At 62.1% G+C, this 19,360-nt stretch carries 15 protein-coding genes; 9 read left to right on the top strand and 6 right to left on the bottom strand.

Annotated features, from left to right (window positions below):
• The first annotated feature begins 125 nt into the window (after positions 1–125).
• Positions 126–2,429: a DUF1217 domain-containing protein gene (locus AC4CWH_RS12430; protein ID WP_491318985.1), complete on the top strand. Its 2,304-nt coding sequence runs from the start codon at positions 126–128 to the stop codon at positions 2,427–2,429.
• A 28-nt stretch (positions 2,430–2,457) separates the two neighbouring features.
• On the opposite strand, the gene AC4CWH_RS12425 is transcribed toward AC4CWH_RS12430, so the two are convergent.
• From AC4CWH_RS12425 to AC4CWH_RS12415, 3 genes are all read right to left on the bottom strand, one after another.
• Positions 2,458–3,891, bottom strand: a complete 1,434-nt coding sequence (locus tag AC4CWH_RS12425) for an FAD-binding oxidoreductase (protein WP_491318984.1) — start codon at positions 3,889–3,891, stop codon at positions 2,458–2,460.
• Positions 3,892–4,247: 356 nt separating this feature from the next.
• A complete protein-coding gene (locus AC4CWH_RS12420; RefSeq protein WP_491318983.1) occupies positions 4,248–5,228 on the bottom strand; it encodes an L-threonylcarbamoyladenylate synthase in 981 nt (326 codons plus the stop codon).
• A gap of 45 nt (positions 5,229–5,273) precedes the next feature.
• Positions 5,274–5,885: a DUF6656 family protein gene (locus tag AC4CWH_RS12415; RefSeq protein WP_491282322.1), complete on the bottom strand. Its 612-nt coding sequence runs from the start codon at positions 5,883–5,885 to the stop codon at positions 5,274–5,276.
• Between the two features lie 479 nt (positions 5,886–6,364).
• Here AC4CWH_RS12415 and AC4CWH_RS12410 point away from each other — a divergent pair, with 479 nt between their 5' ends.
• The 4 genes from AC4CWH_RS12410 to AC4CWH_RS12395 all read left to right on the top strand — a co-directional run bounded on the left by AC4CWH_RS12410 (position 6,365) and on the right by AC4CWH_RS12395 (position 10,241).
• Complete coding sequence (locus AC4CWH_RS12410) at positions 6,365–7,609, top strand: aromatic ring-hydroxylating oxygenase subunit alpha (RefSeq protein ID WP_491318982.1); 1,245 nt, start codon at positions 6,365–6,367, stop codon at positions 7,607–7,609.
• A 128-nt stretch (positions 7,610–7,737) separates the two neighbouring features.
• Positions 7,738–8,820 (top strand): FAD-binding oxidoreductase, encoded by a 1,083-nt coding sequence (locus AC4CWH_RS12405; protein ID WP_491282320.1) that lies wholly within the window; start codon positions 7,738–7,740, stop codon positions 8,818–8,820.
• Positions 8,821–8,992: 172 nt separating this feature from the next.
• Positions 8,993–9,478 (top strand): BA14K family protein, encoded by a 486-nt coding sequence (locus AC4CWH_RS12400; RefSeq protein WP_491282319.1) that lies wholly within the window; start codon positions 8,993–8,995, stop codon positions 9,476–9,478.
• 256 nt (positions 9,479–9,734) lie between these two features.
• Complete coding sequence (locus AC4CWH_RS12395) at positions 9,735–10,241, top strand: BA14K family protein (protein WP_491318981.1); 507 nt, start codon at positions 9,735–9,737, stop codon at positions 10,239–10,241.
• Positions 10,242–10,319: 78 nt separating this feature from the next.
• Here AC4CWH_RS12395 and AC4CWH_RS12390 read toward each other — a convergent pair whose 3' ends face one another.
• The gene (locus AC4CWH_RS12390) at positions 10,320–11,321 is read right to left on the bottom strand and encodes a transporter (protein ID WP_491318980.1); all 1,002 of its coding nucleotides are present in this window, start codon (positions 11,319–11,321) and stop codon (positions 10,320–10,322) included.
• A 285-nt stretch (positions 11,322–11,606) separates the two neighbouring features.
• On the opposite strand from AC4CWH_RS12390, the gene AC4CWH_RS12385 reads away from it, so the two are divergent.
• The 3 genes from AC4CWH_RS12385 to AC4CWH_RS12375 all read left to right on the top strand — a co-directional run bounded on the left by AC4CWH_RS12385 (position 11,607) and on the right by AC4CWH_RS12375 (position 14,508).
• Positions 11,607–13,397: an acyl-CoA dehydrogenase family protein gene (locus AC4CWH_RS12385; protein WP_491318979.1), complete on the top strand. Its 1,791-nt coding sequence runs from the start codon at positions 11,607–11,609 to the stop codon at positions 13,395–13,397.
• 11 nt (positions 13,398–13,408) lie between these two features.
• A complete protein-coding gene (locus AC4CWH_RS12380) occupies positions 13,409–14,173 on the top strand; it encodes a crotonase/enoyl-CoA hydratase family protein (protein WP_491318978.1) in 765 nt (254 codons plus the stop codon).
• Positions 14,174–14,250: 77 nt separating this feature from the next.
• On the top strand, positions 14,251–14,508 hold the full coding sequence (locus AC4CWH_RS12375; RefSeq protein WP_491318977.1) for a hypothetical protein: 258 nt from the start codon (positions 14,251–14,253) through the stop codon (positions 14,506–14,508).
• Positions 14,509–14,792: 284 nt separating this feature from the next.
• On the opposite strand, the gene AC4CWH_RS12370 is transcribed toward AC4CWH_RS12375, so the two are convergent.
• Together AC4CWH_RS12370 and AC4CWH_RS12365 are read right to left on the bottom strand one after the other, a co-directional pair.
• Positions 14,793–16,052 (bottom strand): class I SAM-dependent RNA methyltransferase, encoded by a 1,260-nt coding sequence (locus tag AC4CWH_RS12370; protein ID WP_491318976.1) that lies wholly within the window; start codon positions 16,050–16,052, stop codon positions 14,793–14,795.
• Positions 16,049–16,828, bottom strand: a complete 780-nt coding sequence (locus tag AC4CWH_RS12365) for a TlyA family RNA methyltransferase (RefSeq protein WP_491318975.1) — start codon at positions 16,826–16,828, stop codon at positions 16,049–16,051. Before AC4CWH_RS12365 ends, AC4CWH_RS12370 begins: the two co-directional genes overlap by 4 nt.
• A 203-nt stretch (positions 16,829–17,031) precedes the next feature.
• Between AC4CWH_RS12365 and AC4CWH_RS12360 the strand changes: the two genes are divergently transcribed.
• The gene (locus AC4CWH_RS12360) at positions 17,032–19,104 is read left to right on the top strand and encodes a methyl-accepting chemotaxis protein (RefSeq protein WP_491318974.1); all 2,073 of its coding nucleotides are present in this window, start codon (positions 17,032–17,034) and stop codon (positions 19,102–19,104) included.
• The last annotated feature ends 256 nt before the right edge of the window (positions 19,105–19,360 follow it).

Here is a 19,360-nt window from a genome sequence, read left to right as displayed (position 1 = left end):
TTTGGCAGGAGGTCAGGTCCGGGCAAGCCCAGCGTGCAAAGGGCAAAGAGCAATTCTTTAAGTTTCGTTGACGTATCATCCGGCGCACTGTCCTGAACCGTCAACGGGAGATAAGGGCCACCGAAATGGTATCGACCTACCTGAGTTATGACCTTGTGAACCGCGACCTCCAGGCCAGCCTGAAGCGTGTCGCAAAGCAGTCGGACGTCTCGCGCGAGGCCGCTTATTACAAGGACAACATCGCAAAGGTTACCTCGGTCGACGACCTGCTCGACGACTACCGGCTGTATTCCTACGCAATGAAGGCGTTCGGTCTTGAGGACATGACCTATGCCAAGGCCTTCATGCGCAAGGTGCTGGAAAGCGATCTCTCCGACGAAGACAGCTTTGCCAACAAGCTGACCGACGACCGCTACCGCGATTTTGCCACCGCCTTCAATTTCTCCTCTGAAGAAAAGACGGCGCAGTCGGCAACGCAGGTCGATGCGATGGTCGGCCTTTATACGTCCACCATGGTGAGCCAGGGTAATGCCGTGACCACCGAGACGAATTATTTCAACGCGATGATGGGCGAGATCGGCTCCGTCGATGATCTCCTCAACAATGACCGCCTGCGGAGTTATCTCTTCACCTCCTACGGCGTGTCGGACACCTATTATTCGCGCACGTTTTTGAAGGGCGTGCTGTCGAGCGATACCAGCGACAGTTCAAGCACGATCAACCAGACGCTTGGGCCGCAGCGCGATACGCTGAATGCGCAGGTGGCGGATGCGCAGACGCGGCTTGCCGCGGCCACCACGACGGCTGACAAGGCGATCATCCAGACGGAGATCGATGGTTACGACGCCAAGCTCACCTCGATCCAGTCCTATTACGACATGGCCGATGCCTTCAGCTTCAATGCCGATGGCAGTGTGCCCTCAGGCGGCGCGCAGACGGCCGCGCAGAAAGAAACCATCAACGATCTCTATCTCAGCAAGCAGACGCGCCTTTCCAGCGCCACGGCGCTGAACGAGTCCGACTACTTCAAGGAAAAGATGGCTTCGGTCGACAATGTCTCCGACATTATCGCAGACCGCCGGCTCTACAACTTCATCAAGACGTCCTATGGGCTCTCCGGCATCACCGTGGTCAGTTCCACCATCGAGCAGATCCTGACCAGCGACCTCAACGATCCCAACAGCTATGCCAACCGCTTCGGTACGAGCAATCCGGCCTATCTGGAGCTGGCCAAGGATTTTGGCTTTGCAACCGATGGAACGGTAACGGCCGGTGCTGCCCAGACCGCCACGCAGCAGGCCGCCACGGTCAACCGCTATTACAGCACCTATAACGACGCCCAGGACACTGCAGACGAAAAGGCGACCAGCCTTTACAAAGCGGCGATCTCGGAAATCGACAGCGTTGCCGAGTTCATGGATACCGGTGACGTCTACGATTTCGCCCTCAAGGCCGTGGGCCTCGATCCCGACAAGGTCTCGAAGTTTACCGTGCGTCAGGCGCTGATGAGCAATCTCGATGATCCCAAGAGCTATATCTACACGCTGAAGGACGATCGCTACCTGACATTGGCCAAAGCCTTCAACTTCAACGCCAAGGGCGACGTGACAGTGCCGCTGACGGCGCAGTCGCAGGGCACCATCACGTCTGTCGCCTCCGACTATACCGTGCAGATGACGCGCTTCCTCGATGAGGACAAAAAGACGGCGGCAAAGGAAGCTGCCTCCACCGAGGTCAAGTATTATTCGACCAAGATGCTGTCCATCCAGACCGCATCGGAGTTTGTCAACGACGACCGTCTGGTGAATGTCCTTCTCACGGCCTATGACGTCGATCCGAAATCCGTCAGCAAGGATTTCCTGAAACAGGTCTTTTCCTCTGATCTCAACGATGCCAACAGTTTCGTCAACAAACAGGCCGATACCGTCTGGGCCGAAATTCTCGGCACCTTCAATTTCGACGCCAGCGGCAAGCTGACCGACGACCGCATGGCCGGCGCCCAGAGCACCGGCAAGGTGCTGGAAACGCAGAATAAATATACCCGCCAGAGCCTTGAGGAGGGCGAGGGCGAGAGCAATGCGGGCGTGCGCCTGGCGCTCTATTTCGAGCGCATGTCGCATTCCATCACCAGCGCCTACGATATCCTCGGCGATACCGCGCTTCTCGAGTTCTTCCGCGTCAGCTACCAGCTGCCCGACAGTTTCAGCAATCTCGACGTCGACAAGCAGGCAGCGCTCGTCAAGAAATACATGAACCTCGAGGATCTCAAGGATCCGGAAAAAGTGGCGAAGATGGTTGAGAAATTCACCGTCATGTACGACGTGCAGAATTCCGATTCCAGTTCCTCGGCGCTGTCCATCCTCACCGGCAGCGGCTCGGATGGCGGCATCAGCGCCGATCTTCTTTATTCGCTGTCGCAGAACCGCTGACGGCCGGCGATAGCCCCGCAAGGTTGCGTCAGACGCTGACGACCTTGCCGGGGTTCATGATACCGGCGGGATCGAAGGCACGCTTGATGCGGCGCATCAGGTCGATCTCGATCTCGGAGCGGATCTTTGCCAGCTCGTCCCGCTTCAGCTGGCCGATGCCGTGTTCGGCCGAAATCGACCCGCCCGCTTTAAGCACGATGCCATGCACGATGGCGTTCATCTCGCGCCAGCGGCCGAGAAATTCGGCCTTGTCGGCACCCACCGGCTGGGAAATGTTGTAATGGATATTGCCATCGCCGAGATGTCCGAAGGCGCAGATGCGCGCACCCGGCATCGCCGCCAGCACGCCCTTTTCCGCCTCCGCCATGAAGGCCGGGATTTTCGAGACCGGCACGGACACATCGTGCTTGATCGAGCCGCCTTCCGGCTTTTGCGCATCCGACATGCTTTCGCGCATGTGCCAGAGCGCCTTCTGCTGGGCAACGGATGATGCGATCACCGCGTCTTCGATAAGCCCGGCTTCCAGCCCCTGTTCCAGAAGCGTTTCCACCATCACCTGTGCTGTCTCAGCGGAATCATTGGTGGAGATGTCGATCAGCACGTACCAGTCGTGGATCGAGCTTAAGGGGTCGCGCACGCCGGCAATGTGGCGGGTGGTGAAATCGACGCCGATGCGTGGCATCAGCTCGAAGCCGGTCAGCGCCGTGCCGCACAGGTTGGAGGCCTTTTCGAAGAGATGCAGCGCCATTTCCGGCGAGGCGAGCCCGACAAAAGCCACCTGATGGCCGGCCGGCTGCGGGAACAGTTTCAGCACCGCACCGGTGATGATGCCGAGCGTGCCTTCGGCGCCGATGAAGAGATCGCGCAGGTCGTAGCCGGTATTGTCCTTTTTCAGGCGCCGCAAGCCATCCCAGATCTCGCCGGTCGGCAGCACCACTTCCAGCCCCAAGCAAAGCTGGCGCATGTTGCCATAGGCGAGAACCGCGGTTCCGCCGGCATTGGTCGAGAGGTTGCCGCCGATGCGGCACGACCCTTCCGAACCGAGCGACAACGGAAACAGCCGCCCGACATTTTCCGCCGCCTTCTGCACGTCTGCCAGAATGCAGCCGCCCTCGACCACCATCACATTGGCAAGCGGATCGACATCCCGGATCTTGTTCATCCGCTCCAGCGACAGGAGGATTTGGCTGCCATCGGCGCTTGGCGTCTGTCCGCCGACGAGACCGGTATTGCCGGTCTGCGGCACGATGGCGGTGCCGGTCTCCGACGCCAGTTTCATTATCGCTGAGACCTCCGCCGTCGAGCCCGGCTTCAGCAGCATCGGCGAGGCGCCTTTGTAGAGGCCCCGGTTTTCCACGAGATGCGGCGCCATGTCTGCCGCATCCGTCACCACATTCGCCGCGCCGACAATGGAAGTGAAACGGGAGAGAAGGTCGCTGCTGGGGTTTTTATGGGCGTCCATGGGGTGTCTCCTTGGGGTGTGCGGCGTGGTTTATACGGTTCTGGGCGGATGAAGCCGCCCCCTCATCCGCCTGCCGGCACCTTCTCCCCGAGGGGAGAAGGGGTGTTGCGGCAAGGTCTGCGGTTCCCCTCTCCCCTCGGGGAGAGGTCCGCCGAGCAAAGCGGAGACGGGGTGAGGGGGCGCTTGCCAAGAGGTGGACACGGCCACGGTTTCCGCAACCGCCCGTCTGCCTGGGTAGAGGTGAACCGATGAGTTTGCGGAGGTCTCCCTTCTCCCCTCGGGGAGAAGGTGCCGGCAGGCGGATGAGGGGGCCTCTGGCTCCGAAATTTGCCATGCGTCCCATCCTCCCCAATCCCCTATCCCTCGCGCGGTGCGGCCGCGCGAAACAGCCGGTCGTTGATCGCTTCGCCAAGCCCGTGGTCGGGAATGGGGGCAATGGCAATCGAGGTCGCGCCCGTCGCATCGGCCCGCTTCAGGTAATCGAACAGATTGGCGGCAGCTTCGGCCAGATCGCCCTCGGGGCTCAGGTCGAAAATCGCGGTTGCGTCCGTTGATCCGGATATGGGCAGCCCATGAAAACGGATCAACGCCTCGCCCGGTTCTGCCGATGAGGCATTGAGCCGCACGGCAGCGCCTGGCGCATAATGCGAGGCCATCATGCCCGGCGCCTCGATGGCGGGGGCGGGGCCGTCCTGGCGTTCGACCGTGCGGCCGGTCAGTCGCTCGATGTCTTCGACGGCAAGACCGCCGGGGCGCAGCAGCCGGATGCGTTCGCCCTCGACGCGCAGAATGGTGGATTCCACACCGACGGCAGCACTGCCACCATCAAGGATGAGGTTAAGCTTTTCGCCGAGATCGTCGGCCACATGGCGCGCCGATGTCGGGCTGACCTTGCCGGATGTGTTGGCGCTTGGGGCGGCCAGCGGCTTGCCGAAGGCGGCGATCAGGTCTGCGGAAAATCCCTTGGGCACCCGGATGCCGACGCTGTCGAGGCCGGCGGTTGTCAGCGCGTGGATGCCGCAATCGGACTTCAGCGGCAGAACCAGCGTCAGCGGACCCGGCCAGAAGGCTTCGGCCAGCTGTCTCGAGATCGGGTCGAACATGGCGTAACGCTCGGCCATGGCAAGATCGGACATGTGGCAGATCAGCGGATTGAAGCGCGGCCGGCCTTTCGTCTCGTAGATGCGGGTTACGGCTGAGGGATTGGTGGCGTCGGCGGCAAGGCCGTAAACGGTTTCTGTGGGAATGGCGACGGGAAGGCCTTGCCCCAGCACCCGGCAGGCTTCCGTCACCGCCGCGTCGCGGTCTGTCGCAATGTCGATGATGCGTGCTGCCATGATGGCGCTTCCATAACGCCAAATGCGACCGTGAGGCAAATTCTTTCAGAGCCTGGCGATGACCTCACGCAATGAAGGTTCGGGCGCGCCGAGCATCAGCACGTTTTTCAGCGCCTCTGCCGGATCACTGGTGCGAAACAGGATGCCGTTGCCGCGCACGGTGCGGTTGATGCGCGTTTCGCCCGTCTCCTGCCGCTCGATGGCAACGGCAAAATACATGCGGGCGTAATCGGTGCGGATATGGCCGAAGAATTCTTCCTCATCACCGATTTCGGCTAAGAAATTGCAGATATAGAAGGACCAGCTGACCGGGCGTCTGGGGCTGAAGAAGGTGCGGGCTGCCGTCACATGACAATAACCAAGATGCGGCGTGTCCGTCAGCGAACGGCTGAACAGCAGCTTTGGAAACTGGATGGCGCGGTGAACGGCATTGATCCGCGCATGGGTCTTTTCGCCGGCGGAGGCAAGCTTGAGTTCGGTGCGCGCGCCTACTTCCTCATAGGTGAGGTAGCGGCGTTCCTCGGGCAGCCAGTCGCGCCGGTCGCGCGAGATGCGTCCGGTGCGCAGGAATTCCGAATGTGTCGCTGCTTTTGCCGGCGGTGCCGGCGGCCTTTCGGCGCGGGCATCGAAATATCTGAGCTTCGCCTTGGCGTCCACGTTCAATCACTCCCTGTCGTCTTGGGCTGAAGTTTAGGGCAACATCCTTAACGGTGGCTTGCGCTGGAACATCGGGACCACTGTTCCATTTGCGCCGTGCTCTCTCCCGCAAGAGCGTTGCAGGCGCTGGCCTGCAACGGTCCGCTAAACCCCGCTTTGGCGGCAGAAATGCAGGGGCCGGAGGTGCCTGTTGCCCGGCGCAGTGGATGTCGCGTTTTGTCGTCAATGCGGGATGACATGTCGCATTGCATCCGCTCAGCCGGGGAGGGCTCGGTTATATCTTGATCATTCGAGGTTTCGCCGCCGAGAGGCGAAGACAACCGGGGTGCCGGCCAGGGCTAAAAGCCGCCGGCGCTGCCGCAAAAAGGCCCGAGTGACAGGTTGACCCATCGCGGTGGGCGACGGGGATGGACAAGGCCCGGCCCTTTGAGGCACCCTCCCATGCCTGGCTCGCATCCCCGCCATCGAAGGAACGGAAGATGGATATTCGCGACACCATGCTGCGGCAGTTGAAGAACCACCGCCCGGGCTTCAGCCTGGAGCAGCCGTTCTACATCGATCAGGATTATTACAAGCTGGATCTCGAAACCATCTGGTATCGCGACTGGCTGTTCATTGGCCATGATTGCGAAATCCCGCGCGCCGGCAATTACGTCACGCTGCAGGTGGGCGATTATCCTGTGGTCGTCGTGCGCGGCCGCGACAAGCTCATCCGCGCCTTCCACAATACCTGTCGCCATCGCGGCCACCGCGTCTGCACGCAGGAACGCGGTGCCGCGGCAAAGCTCGTCTGTCCCTATCACCAGTGGACCTATGATCTCGATGGCTCGCTGGTCTTTGCCCGCCAGATGGGTGAGGATTTCGACAAGGCGCAGTTCGGCATGAAGCAGGTTCACTGCGAAACGGTGGCCGGTTACATCTTCATCTGCCTTGCCGAGGAAGCGCCGGATTTTGCCCCGGTGCGCCAGATGGTCGAGCCCTACATGGCGCCGCACCGGCTGTCGGAGGCCAAGGTCGCCTACCAGAACACCATTATCGAAAAGGGCAACTGGAAGCTCGTGTGGGAAAACAACCGCGAATGCTACCACTGCGCCAGCAACCATCCGGAACTGTGCCGCACCTACCCGGAAGCGCCGACGGCAACCGGCGTGCAGGGTGCGGGCGACGATCCGTTCATCTCCGAACACTGGCAGCGCTGCGAGGCGGCAGGCCTTCCGAGCACATTCGCCATGCATGAGAGCGGCCAGTTCCGCGTCGCGCGCATGCCGCTCGTCGAAGAAGCCGAAAGCTACACCATGTCCGGCAAGCGGGCGGTCAAGCGCCCGCTGTCGGATGATGTGCCGATCAGCCATATCGGCACGATGCTGCTCTTCCATTACCCCACCACCTGGAACCACATGCTGGGCGATCACGCGATTTCCTTCCGCGTGCTGCCGCTGTCGGCGGAAGAAACCGCCGTCACCACCAAGTGGCTCGTCCACAAGGATGCGGTGGAAGGCGTCGATTACAACCTGGAAGAACTGACGCATGTGTGGAACATGACCAACGACCAGGACCGCTCCATCGTGGAAGAAAACGCCTTCGGCATCCGCTCGCCCGCCTATGAACCCGGCCCCTATTCGCCGGATCACGAAGGCGGCGTGATGCAGTTCGTCGACTGGTACACGACCTTCATGCTGAACCGCCTGCAGGGCGACAAGGCAAAGCTTTCGGCCGTTGCCTGACAGTCTGTCCCATCATTCCCTTCGGCGGGCTGACATGGCGATTTCTGTGCCGCGCCGAAGAGAATTCTTGAACAGACTGTGAGCGACGAGATAACCGAACAACCTGCCCGCAGACGGAATGACGTGAGATGAACATGGCCGTGACGACCTACCAGCATTTCGACCAGATGGTGCCATGGAGCGACCGGCTGCATCTTCTCGAATGCACCTCCGTGACACTGGAGGCGCCCGATGTCATGACCTTCACCTTCAAGGCGGAACGGTCCGTCTGGTTCCGCTATCTGCCGGGCCAGTTCGTGACGCTGGAAATCCCGGTCGGGCCGGAGCCGGTCATGCGCACCTATACGCTGTCATCCAGCCCGTCGCGGCCTTATGCGCTGGCCGTCACGGTGAAGGCGCAGAAGGACAGCATCGGCACGCGCTGGATGTTCGAGCACCTGAAGCCCGGCATGAAGATGCGGGCTTACGGGCCGCTCGGCGATTTTTCCTATGTGAAACATCCGGGCGAAAAATATCTCTTCATCTCGGCAGGCTCCGGCATCACGCCGATGATGTCGATGACGCGTGACATGGCCGACCGGGCGCCGCTCTCGGATATCGTCTTCATCAACTGCGCCCGCTCGCCGTCGGAGATCATCTTCCGTTACGAGCTGGAAAACCTGTCGCGGCTGATGCCAAAGCTCAATCTCGGCTTCGTGGTGGAGCATTGCGGCAAGGCGGAACCCTGGCACGGCCTGCGCGGCTTTGTTGACCGCGCCAAGATCTCGCTTCTATCGCCGGATTTCCTCGATCGCACCATCTTCTGCTGCGGGCCGGAGCCGTTCATGGCGGCTGTGCGCTCGGCGCTGGAAGGGGCGGGCTTCGATATGAGCCGCTACCACCAGGAAAGTTTCCAGCCGGCGGTGCCAACCGTCGAAGTGGAAGCTGTGGCGCTGGCCGAAGGCGACGTGCCCGCCATGGTCTCCTTTGCCATTGCCGGCAAGCAGGCAGCGTGCAAACCCGGGGAAACCATCCTCATGACGGCGCGTGCCAATGGCGTGCGCATCGGGGCGGCCTGCGAATCCGGTCTCTGCGGCACCTGCCGTGTCATGCTGCTTTCAGGCGAAGTGGACATGAACCACAATGGCGGCATTCTCGATGAGGAAATCGAAGAGGGTTATATTCTTGCCTGCTGCTCGCGGCCCAAGGGTGATGTCGAGATCGAGATCTGACGTCTCCTGAAGCGCCCGCTCATCGGATGCCTTGAGGCCGGGGATATCTCAATTGAGCGTCCTTTGGCGGCCCGGATCACCCCGGTCCGGCCGCGCCTGTTCAACCAATGCAGGAACCTGTCGGGGAGTTTAGGCGTTCTGACTGTCTTACTAGGACAGAGGAAATACCCCCATGGGCAACATCAAGAAGAAACTGGCAGTGCTTGCGACCACGCTTGCGGTGACGTTTACCGGCCTTGCACCCGTTCAGGCCATGCCGATCGTTCCGGTCGAGCGTTCGCAGGTGCAGACACAGGCCACGGATGTGCAGTGGCGCCGTGATGACCGCCGTCACTTCAACGACCGCCGCCATTACAATTCCCGCCGCGATTATCGCCGCCCGCCGCATCGCGATGGCTATTATAACGGTCACCGCGGTTATCGGGAGCGCCGCGCCGGCTATCGTTATCACAACGGTTTCTGGTTCCCGCTCGCAGCCTTTGCGGCAGGCTCCATCATCGGTGGTGCTGCAGCCCAGCCGCAGCGCGTCAGCCCCGGCCGGTATTCGCCGAGCCATTATTCCTGGTGCCAGAACCGCTACAAGACCTACCGCGCCTCCGACAACACGTTTGTCGCAAACAGCCGCGGCGAACGCCTGAGCTGCAACTCCCCTTACTAAGACCCCAGTCTTTACCCAAGGGTATGACCCTCATCGACATGCTCCGGCCTCCGCACTGTGCGGGGGCCGGATTTTTCGGGTTCGTGCTACCTGTGCGGTTCTGAAAACGAAGTTGTGAACCCGGCATTGCGGCGCCCGCTTAGCGTTAATCGCCGGTTCAGGTAGGCAAAGCTAGGGTTTGCTCATACACGCAAAAGCCGTGGTAACGGATGTCCGGCCCGGTTTTCGTGCCCCCATTTCCGGATTGGAGACTGGAATGATGACGTTGATGAAGAAGATATCCGTCCTCGGGCTGTCTGTGGCCATGCTGGCGGGCTCGATGCTGCCCTCGCAGGCCATGCCGCTGGCGGTTGCGCCGGCGACCGGCGGCGATGTCGTGACCGTGCAGTACTGGCGCGACGGGCCGCCGCCGCGTCGTTATTACGGTCGTGATTATGGCCGCCCCGGTTATTACGGCGGTTATCGCGGTTACCGCGAACATCGCCCGAACCACCGTTACCGCGATGGCTACTGGTATCCGCTGGCAGCTTTTGCGGCTGGTGCGATCATCGGCGGTGCCATTGCCCAGCCGCGCCCGGAGCCACGGTATGTGCCGGCACCGCGCTACGTGCCGGAATATCGTGCGCCAGCCCCGGTTCGCGCCGGTCTTAACCCGCGCCACTATGAATATTGCGCGGCGCGTTATCGTTCGTATGACAGCTATTCGAATACGTTCCAGCCCTATGAAGGCCCGCGCCAGCAGTGCCTGTCGCCGTATTACTGAGACGGGTCACGATCCGTTCAAATGCCAACATGAAAAGCCGTCCGGATGCCAGTCCGGGCGGCTTTTTCTTGGATCGCTTCACAAAATGCCGGCACGTTTCAGCAGCCACCAGGCAAAGGCCACCGACAACAACATGAAGCCGAAGGCATAAAAGGTGCCGCTTTCGCCATGGGCAAAGGGCAATGCTGCGGTGTTCATGCCGAAAAAGCCCGTCACCAGCGAGGGCGGCAGCAGGAAGGCCGTCATCAGCGAGAGGATGTAGAGGTGACGGTTGGTTTCCGACGAGAGCTTTGAATCGATTTCCTCGTGCAGCAGCCGCGCCCGGTCCTGCAGCGCATAGACATCGTGATCGACCGCTTCGAGCCGGCTTGTGAGGCGGCCGGCGACATCGTCGAAACCGTCCGGCATCTCGTCTTCGTCGGCAGCGGCCGCCCGCCGCATCAGCGTCAGAACGGTGCGCAGGTGGCGGTGCAGGCGAACCACGATGCGGCGCACCGGCGCCAGCCGCCGCCGCTCGTCGCGGGAATCGTTGCCGTAGACGACATCCTCGATCTGGTTCAGCTCCTCCGTCAACTCGATCACCAGCGAGATCATCGTGCGCTGGAATTCCGCAACGATGGCCTCGAAGAGGTCGATGGGCCGGCGATAACGCGCCGGGTTCTTTTCCACCGCGGCCCGCACCCGGTCGATGGAGCGCAGCGGCTGCAGCCGCGTGGTGATGATGAGGTTGCCGCAGACGGCAAAATGCAGCCAGCCGATGTCGCGTGTGTCGGCATCGAAATCCCGCTGGAAATCCACCAGCGTGCCATAGACCGTGCCCTCGTCGAGCGTGATCGAGGCATGGGTTTCATGGGTGGTGAGGGCGGCAACAACGTTTGGGGGAAGCCCTTCGAAACCCTCGAGAAAGGCCGGCACCCGCTGGTCTGCCAGGTTGAGATGCAGCCAGAGGAAATCGCCGGTTTCGGTGATCGTCAGCTCCTCGCGGCCGGCTTCCGTCGGCAGCTGGCGGCAGGTCTTCGTGTTGCTGTGGAACTGGTAGGCCCAGACGAGGCCTGGAACGGAGGGGGTGAGAAGCACCATACGGGTATCCGGAAATGACAAGGGAAGGGCGCCGTGCCGCTGCCGCCTTGCTGCCTTGGGCGTTGACGGTGAGGATAACGGTGGCGTGCAGCGGGCGGAAGCCCCTTGCTTCCTCCTTATCGCGACTGTGTGACGGTCTTTGTCGCCGTGTTGGTCAATTGTCACAAATACCGTGGCGGCCGCCTTGGCCTTCGCGATTGACAAAACATCTTACGTTTACGTAAAAAGCATATGGAGGCGGAGCGCTCTGGACGCGCCGCGAGGAACGACTGAGGAGGAGTTCTCATGTACAAGGCACCGGTCGAGGAGATCGCCTTCACCCTGAGCCATGTCATCGGCCTGAAAGCGGCCATCGGCGAGGGGCGGTTCGATGATCTGAGCGAGGATCTGGTCGATGCCATCCTGTCGGAGGCCGGCCGGTTTGCGACCGACGAGATGGCGCCGCTCGGACGGATCGGCGACACGCAGGGTGCCCGCATGGCCGAGGATGGCAAGGTTATCTCGCCGGATGGCTGGGTGGCGCTCTACAAGGCCTGGTGCGCCGGCGGCTGGAACGGCTTGACGGCACCGGAAGAATTTGGCGGGCAGGGCCTGCCCAATATGCTGAATGTGGCAACGCTTGAAATGTGGAATTCCGCCTCCGTCGGCTTCACGCTCGGGCCGACGCTGACGGTTGGCGCCATCGAGGCCCTGAAGGCGCATGGCAGCCGCCTGCTGCAGCAGACCTATCTGGAAAAGCTCGTCTCCGGCGAATGGACGGGCACGATGAACCTTACCGAACCGCATGCGGGCTCCGATCTCGGCGTCCTCAAGACGCGCGCCGAACGACGCGCCGACGGCACCTACCGGATCTTTGGCCAGAAGATCTACATCACCTGGGGCGAACACGACGCGAGCGACAACATCATTCATCTGGTGCTGGCGCGGCTTCCCGATGCGCCCTCCGGAACGCGCGGCATCTCGCTGTTTCTCGTGCCAAAATTCCTCGTCAACGAGGATGGGACGCTGGGTGCACGCAACGATCTGTTCTGCCATTCGCTGGAGCATAAGCTCGGCATTCATGGTTCGCCCACCTGCACGATGATCTATGGCGACGGCCGTTATGGCGAGGAAGCCGGCGCCATCGGCTGGCTGGTCGGCGAGGAAAACCGTGGTCTCGCCTGCATGTTCACCATGATGAACAATGCGCGTCTGGCCGTGGGCATGCAGGGCGTGGCCGTGGCGGAAGCGGCAACCCAGAAGGCTGTCGCCTATGCGCGCGACCGCACGCAGGGCAAGGCGCCGGCCTGGAGCGGGGAAAAGCCTGCCGGCGGCGGCATGAGCCCGATCATTGAGCATCCGGATGTGGTGCGCATGCTTTTGACCATGAAGGTGCTGACGCAAGGCGCGCGCGCCATTTGTTATGCCTGCGCCCATGCCATCGATCTGTCGCATCACGCCGGCGAAACGCCGTTCTGGCAGGAGCGCGCCGCACTTCTGACGCCGATTGCAAAAGCCTTTGCCACCGATATCGGCGTCGATGTCGCCTCGCTCGGCATCCAGGTGCATGGCGGCATGGGTTTCATCGAGGAAACCGGTGCTGCGCAATTGCTGCGCGATGCCCGCATCGCCCCGATCTACGAGGGCACCAACGGCATTCAGGCCATCGATCTCGTGACGCGAAAACTGCCGTTGTCGGAGGGCGGCCATGTGCGCGGCTTCATTGCCGAAATGAGAGCGGTGGCTGAGGCTGTGCGCGCCTCCAACCTCGATGGTTTTGGCGAGACGGCAGCCCGGCTGGCGCAAAGCCTCGATGACCTCGACGCTTCCACCGAATGGCTGCTGGCGCAGCAGGCGGCGGGAAATACGGTGGCAGCACTCTCCGGCGCCACGCCCTATCTGCGGCTGTTCGGGCTGGCACTCACCGGCATCTATCTCGCCAAGGGGGCGCTGGCGGATGAGGCGCATGGCAGGGCGGACCGCGTGGCGCTCTGCCGCTTTGCCGCGGAAAACCTGATTGCTGAAACCGCAGCCCTCAAGGACCGGGTGGTGAACGGGGCCCCAAGCCTTGCTGCCGCCCGCGCCGTGTTCGGCTGAAGGAGAGAGCCATGAGCGATCCGATCCTGATCGAACACCCGGAGCGTTTTTCCGGCGTGACCGTCATCCGCTTCAACCGGCCTGACAAGAAAAACGCCATTACCTCGCCGATGTATCGCACCATGGTGGCGGCGCTGAAGGCGGCAAGCGATGATCCCGCCATCCGCGCCGTTGCATTCTTGGGCTCGGAGGGCTGCTTTTCTGCCGGAAATGACATGGCCGATTTTCTGGCCTACGCCATGTCCGGCACCACAGAACCGCCGGCCGCCGTGGATTTCCTGAAGGCGCTCGCCACGTTCGACAAGCCGCTGGTATCAGGCGTCGATGGCCTTGCCATCGGTATCGGCACGACGCTGAACCTGCATTGCGATCTCACAATCGCCTCCTCCCGCAGTCTGTTTCGCACGCCCTTCGTTGATCTCGCGCTGGTGCCGGAAGCGGCGTCCAGCCTTCTTGCGCCCCGCATCATGGGCCATCAGCGCGCCTTTGCGCTTCTCGCAGCCGGCGAGGGGTTTTCGGCCGAGGCCGCCCGCGAGGCGGGGCTGATCTGGAAGGTGGTCGAGGCCGGGGAGGTGGAGGCGGAAACGTTGAAAACAGCCGCTTCGCTTGCCGCAAAACCCGTGGGCGCCCTGAAGATCGCCCGCGATCTCGTGCGCGGTAATGTACAGGAGGTTCTGGCGCGCATGGACGAGGAGATGGTGCATTTTTCAAGCCAGCTGAAAAGTGCAGAAGCCCGCGCCGCTTTCGAGGCTTTTCTGCAGCGCAGCAACCGGTAATGTCTCTTCACCCGGCGTTAAGGCGCAGCCGCCAAGGATGGGGAAATCTTTTCCGCATTGTCTTAGGAGATATGACCATGGCCAGGCTGGCTGCCGGCATCCTCATCCTGCTTTCGGGCGCAAGCAGCGTTTTTTCGCAATCGTCCGGCCCCAATACGCGGGTCTATAACGACAGTGATTTCAAGCCGCGTGCGCGCTTCGTCTGCGTCATCGATCCGCCTAAAAGTGCAGACCGCACCCGACCGTATGTCTGCCGCGCCCCGGAAGGCCGCGCCGGCGGACGCTGCCGCTGCGACGGCGTGACGGGTAACGGCACGTTACGACCGGCGGGGTGATGTCATCAGGCTGATATTTTGCGGGTAGACAGGCATGTTGAGTGCGCGGTTCACCCCCCTCTGCCTTGCCAGGCATCTCCCCCACAAGGGGGGAGATCATCGTGTGGTCTATGCCTGCTTCCACAAGAGGCGTTGCGGCAATCGCGACATTCATGGGGAATGGAGTTCCCAGCTCCGGCTGATCTCCCCCCGTGTGGGGGAGATGCCCGGCAGGGCAGAGGGGGGTAAACCCCTGCCGCTGCGACGGCGCCACCGGCAACGGCACGTTACGACCGGCGGGGTAATTACTTCTCCAGCAGCGCCACGGCTTCCACATGCGGGGTCCAGAGGAACTGGTCGATGGGGGTGACGGAGGTGATGCGGTAGCCGGCCTCCACCAGAATCGAGAGATCGCGCGCCAGCGTCAGCGGGTTGCAGGAGACGGCGGCGATTTTCTTCACGCCCGAGCGGACGAGTTCTTTTACCTGAACCTCGGCGCCGGCGCGGGGCGGATCGAAGACCACAGCGTCGAACACCTTCAGCTCCTGCGCCATCAACGGCCGGCGGTAGAGATCGCGGCGCTCCACCGTCACCGGCTTCAGCCCTTGCGCGTGGCGGGCGGCGTGATCGAGCGCGGCCATCGCCTTTTCGTCACCTTCCACCGCATGCACGCGCGCCTTGGCGGCGATCCGAAGCGCAAAGGTGCCGGAGCCTGCAAAGAGATCGGCAACGCGTTTTGCCTTGCCGAGATGGCCGATCACGATGGCGGCCATCGCCTCTTCGGCCTCGCGGCTGGCTTGCGTAAAACCGCCGGGCGGCGGGAACACCTGCACGCCACCAAAATTCAGCATCGGCTTTTGCAGCTCGATCAGGATTTCGCCGTTCACCGAAAGGCGCGCAATGCCCTTCAGCTTCAGGATCGTCTCCGTCACCTTGCGGCGCTGGCTTTCCGAAAGCGGCTTCAGTCCTTCGGCGGACAGATCAAGCCCGGTCAGGGTTTCGAGAACCGTCAGGCGAAAGGCATCGGCGCCATTGGCAAGGGCGGTTGCGGCCTGCCGGATCACATCCAGCCGCGACACGATGCCGGGCGAGGTGATGGGACATTCCACGACCGAAAAGACCTGATGCGTTTCACCCCGGTTGAAGCCGAGAAGCAGCCCTTTTTCGGTGGTGCGGGCGGAAAACACCACGCGGCGGCGCTCGCCGGGGGCAGCGGTCACCAGATCCTTCACCTCAGGCGTCAAGCCCTTGGATTTCAGCGCATCCACCACGAGCTGGCGTTTGAAGGCGTGATAGGGCGCGTCTGCCAGATGTTGCAGCGAACAGCCGCCACAGGCATCGCTATCAGGGCCGAAGTGACGACAGATCGGTTCGACCCGCTCCGGCGAAACCGTGGCGGTGGACATGACGGTGCCCTGCGCACCGGTGCGGGCAATCGCCACGGTTTCACCGGGCAGTGCGAAGGGCACGTAGATCGGCCCGTCCTCGCCATGGGCTATGCCATGGCCCTGCACGCCGAGCCTTGCGATAGTAACGGTCTGGGTGCCGGATGTCTGGGTGCTCATAACGCGTCCTCCTCTTCGTCATCCACCAGAGGCTTGCGCCCGGCCAGCAGATATTCCTGGTTGCCATCGCCGCCGGCAATGGGGGAGGGGATGAGGCCAAGGCTTTCCCAGCCCATGTCCTCGATTAGCCAGCGCTCCAGCTCGGCTGCCACCTCAGGTGCCGTGTCCGGGTCCTTCAGCAGGCCCGCTTTGCTGACAAAATCGCGGCCCGCCTCGAATTGCGGTTTGACCAGCAGCACGCAGGCCGCTCCCGGCTCGGCCATGTCGAGTGCCGGCGGCAGCGCGAGCTTCAGCGAGATGAACGAGACGTCGGAGACAACGAGATGAAACTCGTCGTCGCCCACATCGTCGCGGGTCATGGCGCGTGCATTGAGGCCCTCGAGGCTGAGCACTCTCGGGCTTCCGGAAATGCGGTCATGGATCTGGCCGTGGCCGACGTCGATGGCCACCACATAGGCGGCCTTGCGCTTCAACAGAACCTCGGCAAAGCCGCCGGTGGAGGCGCCGATATCGAGACAGTTGAGGCCTTCCGGATCGAGCCCGAAATGATCGAGCCCCGCCACCAGTTTGAGCGCCGCGCGCGACACATATTCCTGGGCGGGGTCGTCTATGCTGAAGCTGGCATTGCCCGGCACCACGGCGCTTGGTTTCAGAACGGTCTGGCCGTTGACCTTGACGGTGCCGCGCAGAACGGCGTCGCGGGCGCGCGAACGGCTGGCAAACAGGCCCCGGTTGACCAGCAGCTGGTCTAGTCTTTGATCGTGTGAAGATGTCATGTGCCAGTCCATGACGGTGAATGCGCAGGCTGGCAAGGGGTTTTGCGGTTCGTGGCTTGACAGAGCGCAATTTCGCCGACGCGTTGCATGAAATCCTGCCGATTTTCTCAATCCGATGTTAAGGCGCTTGCGGTCTTTTCATGGCTCATAGCCGGCGCGCAAACGCCTTCCCATCGAACCAGAAGAAGCCGCAGAACAATCCCATGTCGTTAAAGAACCTGTCTCTCAACAAAAAGCTGATCAGCACCTTTCTCGCCCTGATGTCCGTCTGCCTCATCGCCTCTGCCGTGGTTTACTGGCAGGGACTGAACTCGGCGGCGGCCTCGCGGGACCAGATGCAGGCGCAGGCCATTGCCGCCGCCGTTGGCCAGGCGCTGGAAGCGCAGATGGAAGAAGGCTTTTCCCAGCGCGGTTACCTGCTGTCGGGCAATGCCGCCATGCTGAACGCCATCACGGTGGCGCGAGACGGCGTGGTGAGCGCCCTTGCCGAAGCGCGCAAACAGGCCGCCGGCTTTCCGGCCATGGTCGCCACGCTTGACGAGATGCTGAGTGCGTCGAGCGCCTACAAGCAGCAGGTCATCGATCCGCAGATCAAGGCCCGCCAGGCCGGCGGCGATGCGGTTCCGGCCAAGGCCCCGACCGAGGCAACCGCCGACAATGGCTCTGCGCCACTTGTCGCGTTCCGGGCCGCTGCGACCCGCATCAAGGCGCAGGTGGCGGATCTCATCCGCGCAACGGGAGAGACGCAGCAGAACTCGCATACCAATCTTCTCTGGACGCTGCTCATCGGCGGTGCCGTGGCCGGCGTCATTTCCGTCGGCCTCATCTGGCTTCTGTCGCGCGCCATCGTCAGCCCCATTGTCGGCATGACGGATGCCATGTCGGCCCTTGCCGCCGGCAATCACGATATCGCCGTTCCCGCGCTCGATCGTGGCGACGAAGTGGGCCAGATGGCAAAGGCCGTTGCCGTGTTCAAGGATGCCGCCATCGAAAAGCTGCGCCTCAGCCGCGAAACCGAGGACATGCGGGTGGAAAGCGAGCGCGAACGCCAGACCAATGACAGAAGCAAGGCGAATGAGGCCGCCGAAATCGAGTTTGCCATGAATGCGCTGGCCGATGGCCTGTCGCGCCTTGCCGATGGCGATGTGGCGACACGGCTCGAAAAGCCCTTTGCGAGCCATCTCGACCGTCTGCGCGTCGACTTCAATCAGGCGCTCGAAAAACTGCAGGATGCGCTGCAAAGTGTGGGCCGCAATGCCTCGGCCATCAATGCCGGTGCCGTGGAAATCCGCAGCGCCACCGATGATCTGGCCAAGCGCACCGAGAGGCAGGCCGCTTCCGTGGAGCAGACGGCCGCTGCCGTCGAAGAGGTGACGACGACGGTCAAGGATTCAGCACGCCGCGCCGAAGATGTCGGTGAACGGGTGGAGCGGGCACGGGTCGGGGCGGAAAGATCCGGTGACGTGGTGCGCCGTGCGGTGGTCGCGATGGAAGGCATTTCCAAGTCGTCCAGCGAGATCATCAACATCATCAGCGTCATCGATGATATTGCCTTCCAGACCAACCTTCTGGCGCTGAATGCCGGCGTGGAAGCCGCGCGTGCAGGCGAAGCCGGCAAGGGTTTTGCCGTGGTTGCCCAGGAAGTGCGCGAGCTTGCCCAGCGCTCGGCCAATGCGGCGAAGGAAATCAAGACGCTGATCACCACGTCCAGCGCCCAGGTGAATGCCGGCGTGTCGCTGGTGGGTGAAACCGGCGAGGCGCTGCAGGCGATCGTGGTCGAAGTGCAGGAGATCAACGAAAACATCAAGGCCATCGTCACCGCGTCGCGCGAACAGGCAACGGGCTTGCAGGAAATCAACACCGCCGTCAGTGCCATGGATCACAATACCCAGCAGAACGCTGCCATGGTGGAAGAACAGACGGCGGCAAGCCATGCGCTAGCGCGCGAGGCAAGCGAGCTGGATGCACTGCTGCGCCAGTTCAAGCTTGGTGGCGCAGAGGCGCAGCGGACGTTTGCCGACGTTCGAGCCTCAGCCCCCGCATCCAGCCGGACGTCACAGCCGGCACCGGCGGCCCGCACACGGCCATCGACCCCTGCAGCCGGACCTCAGACGATTGCCGCCATCGGCAGACCAGCCAGCGCCGGCGCCGCCATCCGGTCAAAACCATCACCGGCCAATGCGCTGCACACGCGTCTCGCCAGCGCCTTTTCGACAGCAAGCCCGGCTGTGAAATCGGCGCCGAAAGCAGTCGCTGACAATTGGGAAGAGTTTTAGGCAACGGGTTCTGCCGGCTGTAAAATCAAGGAAAAATCCCGAACCGATGCATGAAGGGGCAGGCAATAGTCTGCCCCTTCGGCGTTTCAGGGTGCGCGTGTTGCTGCTCTGCAGCATTTCCGTGCATATATCAGTTTTACCGCAAGGTGCTGTCCTGCCTTATTCGGGTTTAGGTAAAGACAATACATGATTATATTTGCATTAACTCACATTTAAGGATGCCACGCTAAGAATAGGGTTGTTGCAACAGGGCGGC

The sequence above is a fragment of the Neorhizobium sp. PAMB6716 genome (assembly GCF_058242805.1).
This window is presented reverse-complemented; position numbering and strand designations above follow the sequence as displayed.